Annotated in this window: 4 protein-coding genes; 1 reads left to right on the forward strand and 3 read right to left on the reverse strand. The window is 71.7% G+C overall.

Going from position 1 to position 3,738, the window contains the following annotated elements; all coding sequences use genetic code 11:
* Both M9914_14285 and M9914_14290 read right to left on the reverse strand, forming a co-directional pair.
* A partial coding sequence (locus M9914_14285) for a hypothetical protein (protein ID MCO5175344.1) occupies positions 1 to 1,695 on the reverse strand: 1,695 nt, incomplete at its 3' end.
* 70 nt (positions 1,696 to 1,765) lie between these two features.
* The gene (locus tag M9914_14290) at positions 1,766 to 2,002 is read right to left on the reverse strand and encodes a hypothetical protein (GenBank protein ID MCO5175345.1); all 237 of its coding nucleotides are present in this window, start codon (positions 2,000 to 2,002) and stop codon (positions 1,766 to 1,768) included.
* Between the two features lie 145 nt (positions 2,003 to 2,147).
* Here M9914_14290 and M9914_14295 point away from each other — a divergent pair, with 145 nt between their 5' ends.
* The gene (locus tag M9914_14295; protein MCO5175346.1) at positions 2,148 to 2,465 is read left to right on the forward strand and encodes a DUF4282 domain-containing protein; all 318 of its coding nucleotides are present in this window, start codon (positions 2,148 to 2,150) and stop codon (positions 2,463 to 2,465) included.
* 94 nt (positions 2,466 to 2,559) lie between these two features.
* On the opposite strand, the gene M9914_14300 is transcribed toward M9914_14295, so the two are convergent.
* Positions 2,560 to 3,738 (reverse strand): hypothetical protein (locus tag M9914_14300; protein MCO5175347.1); only part of this gene is annotated, 1,179 nt, incomplete at its 5' end.

Genomic DNA, 3,738 nt, shown 5'->3' on the forward strand with positions numbered 1-3,738 from the left:
TCCCCTTAGCAGGCGGACCGCCTCACCGATGATCGCCTCGCTCGCTTCGAAGTCGCCTCGGTGGTAGGCCACGAGGGCCCGCAGCGATATGAACTCGCAGCGCAGCTCGTCGCTCACGTCGCCACCGGCCCCACGCGCCAGCAGCTCCTCGGCGAGGCCCATGTCGCCGGTGGCCAGCGCCGAGGCCGCCGCCGCGCGCAGCAGCTCGAAGTCGGGGCTCTCGTTCAGTCGCGGGTTGGTCCTCCACACCTCGAGGGCGGACCGGTGGTCGCCGGCGGCGTTGAAGCTCGTGACGAGCAGGTCGGCGACGTCCCACGCCGGCGTGCCGGCAGCCGTCAGCCCGGCCGCCAGGTCGCGCACGGCGTCCAGCCTCCCCTGGCGCGCCAGCGCGTGCGCGTGCGCCCGCACCATGCGCAGCTCGGCGCCCGGACCACGCGCCGCTTGCTCCAGGAGTGAGAAGGCGGCCGGCAGGTCGAAGTCGATCAGCAGCGTGGCGGCCTCGTACGCCAGGCGGGTCTGCTCCTCGCCCTGCGCATACCGCGCCGCGCGCGCGAGGAGCCTGGCCCTGTCGGCCTTGTACGGGGCCGCGGCCGAGGCGGCCAGCAGCCGGTCGAGGGCCTGACCGGCCGGCAGGCCGGCCTCCTCGACGAAGTGCGCCGCGGTGACGGGGTCGGGGCCGAGGCTGGCCACGGCCCGCGCCGCCATCTCCTTGCGGCGGCCGGCGGGCAGGGTCGCCAACGTGAGCTCGCGAACGAGCCCGTGCGAGAAGTCGCCGCGCCTCAGGAGCCCCAGTCGATGCAAGCGGGCGGATTGCGCCGCCAGCTCGGCGTCCGTAAGGCCGGCAACCGCCCCCCAGAGGCGCGTGTCCGGCTCGCCGCCCGGGAGCAGCGCGCGGGCCTCGACGGCCGCCGCGGCCGCGGGCGAGTCGCCCTTGGCGTGCGCCACCACGTGCTCCAGCACGGCCTCGACGCGCGCCGGCCGTACGCCCGCCTGCGGCTCGCGCCAGTTCCACCGCCGCCCGTCGCTCCAGAGGAAGCCGCCGCGCGCCAGCTGCCGCTGGTACTCGAGGGTGAAGAGGGGGTTGCCGCCGGCGCGCGCGTACACCCACTCCGCGGCGGCGGTCGGGACCGGGCCACCGAGCGTGGCTCCAAGGAGCGCGGACGCGGCGTCCTCCCCGAGCGGCTCGAGCCACAGCTCGTCGAACGGCTCGCCGTGGAACTGCCTGCTGGCCACCAGCAGGCCGACGCCCGGGCTGCGCCTGCAAGCGCCGGCCAGCACGTGGAGCATGGCGGCGAGCTCCGGCGGCGCCTCGTGCAGGTCGTCGACGTGCAAGACGAAGGGGGCGCTGCGCTGCAGCGCGGCCGAGACGGCACCGACGAGGGCCGCCTGCTCGACCGCCTCGCCGCCCGCGGCGCGCTCCAGGCCGAGCCGGGCCCACGCCGGCAGGGCGTCCGGGCGAGGCAGCTCCCGCACCAACCGCGCGAGGCCGACGTTGGCCGGGAGGCTGAGGTAGCGGCAGCCGACGCTGCCAAGGGCTTGGGCAGCCAACGTGGTCTTGCCGATGCCGGGCGGCCCGGCCAAGGCCACGGCCGCGCCCTTCCGGCGGGAGACGAGCGGCCGCAGGCGCGCCAGGAGCTGCTCCAAGCGGTCGTCGGCGGGGCTGGCGGCGTGGTGGTTCGAGCGGTGATCCGGCAAAGGGTCGTCCTTCGGGGCTCTGCGTACGACCCCCGGGCCCCTCACATGATAGGCCGCCGCCCACCGGGCGTCAGTGCCGCTGCGGTTCGCGCCCCTCGTGGGCGAAGAGCCGGCCCCCGCAAGCGGAGCAGTACTCGCCGAACGGCGAGCCGATGGGGGCTCCGCAGCTCGGGCACGCCCGCAGCAGTTCCGCGCCGTCGTTGGGGCAGTAGTTCTCACCGGCCGAACTCGGGGTGGCGCGGGCGCAGACAGGGCAGATCCGGTACGAGACCGCCGGCTCCAAGGACGCGCGCGTCTTCGATGACATGCCAAGGATGTTCGCCCGCGCTCGGTTATGCGCCGGTTATACGGGAGGGCGTCGGGGTGTATTACGGCCAAGACGGCAATCGCACTGCGCTAATGCCGGCCCGGCCTTTATGCTGCGGCGAATAACTACATCGGAGGCCTCAAGCATGGATAGTCAGTCGTTCTTCTCCAAGCTCTTCGACATGTCGTTCACGCAGTACGTGACGCCGAGCATCATCCGGATCATCTTCGTGCTCAGCATCGTCATGGCCGGCATCGCGGCCATCGGCGTCTTCACGACGGCCTCCACGACGTTCGGGGGCGCCGGCGTCCTCCTGGGCCTGCTCCTCGCGGTGGTCGGCTTCATCCTTTACGTGGTGTTCGCGCGCATGGGCCTCGAGGTCGTCATAGCGCTGTTTCGCATCGCGGAGAACACCCGGGTCATCGCCGACAACGCGCGCCGGTCGAACGGCAGCGGCGACTGACAGCCGGTTCCACCCCGTCGTAACGAAGAAGCCGCCGGCCCCCTCTCGAGGGCCGGCGGCTTCTTCTTGCGCCCGCTAGGGCGTCAGATCTGCCTCACTCCTGCGCGGGCGGGGTGAGCAGGTTGGCGTAGATGCGGTAGGCGCCCGGCACGTTGTTCTCGATCTCCGTGTGGAGGACGAGGCTCGTGTAGGTGTAGCGGCCCTTGCCGTAGTCGGTCGTGAGCATGGAGCCGAGGAAGGGCAGCTCGTCCCACGTGTCCGGCCACTGCCTGTCGGTGACGCTGAAGAGCGGGGTGAAGTGCTCGTCCCACTCCTGCGCGAAGTACAGGCCGCGCTCCTTCACCCAGTTGTCGAAGTCGGCCTGGGTGAGGACGTTCGGGGTGGTCATGATCGGGTTCTCGGGCTCGAGGAACTCGACCTCGCCGTCGGCGGCCGTGACGCGCGAGAGGAGCGACACGCGGCCGAGCTCGATCTCGTACGGCGGCACGGACTCCGGGTCCCAGGCGTCGGCGGGGCGGTGGTACTGGACGAGCAGGTTGCCGCCGTCCTCGACCCACTGCAGGAGGCGCTGGTTAGCGGCGAACAGGTCGGGGCGGGCGCGGTACGCGTAGATGCCGACCGCGATGGAGTCGTACTTGCTGAGGTCGCCGGTGGTGAGGTCGTCCTCGGTGAGGAGATCGACGTTCATGCCGATCTGGCGGAGGCCTTCGTACACGCGGTCGGAGCCACCGTCGACGTAGCCGATGCGCAGGTTCGGATCGAAGGCGACCTCGAGGGCCTGGACGTTGGCGGAGGCGGAGCTCACGAGGTACGTCTTGCCGGTGTGCTCGTAGCTGATGACGCGGGTGTAGTCAGTGCTGGAGGCGTCGCCTTCCGCGCGGACGGCGAAGTCGTAGGCGCCTTCCACGACGCCCTCGCCCGGGATCAGGGTGAAGCTGGCGCCACGGGCGTCGCCCTTGCGGTCGAAGCTCAAGGCAACGGAGGCGGGCTCGACGGTCCAGCCTGCCGGGGCGTCGACAGTGAGGACCGTCTGGGCGGGGCCGTTCACGTAGTTCGTGGCGGCCACGTTCATGACGAGCTCGGAGGGGCTGAGGAAGTTGTAGACGAGGTTCTCGGGGGTGACGCGGAGGGAGATGTCGGGCAGCACGCCGATGATCGCGCGCGCGTCCACCGTGACCGAGACGGGCACGCCGTCGACCTCGTAGGAGACGACGCCGTAGACGTCGCCCGAGGCGCGGAACGGGTTCACGTTGCGGCGGTAGGGGTTGTAGTA

The organism is Trueperaceae bacterium, from assembly GCA_023954415.1.
Lineage (GTDB): Bacteria > Deinococcota > Deinococci > Deinococcales > Trueperaceae > JAAYYF01.

What these genes read in the sequence shown, in the direction of transcription:
- M9914_14295 (MCO5175346.1), top strand. Translation starts at nt 2,148, where the DNA reads ATGGATAGTCAGTCGTTCTTCTCCAAGCTCTTCGACATGTCGTTCACG.
- M9914_14290 (MCO5175345.1), bottom strand. Translation starts at nt 2,002, where the DNA reads ATGTCATCGAAGACGCGCGCGTCCTTGGAGCCGGCGGTCTCGTACCGG.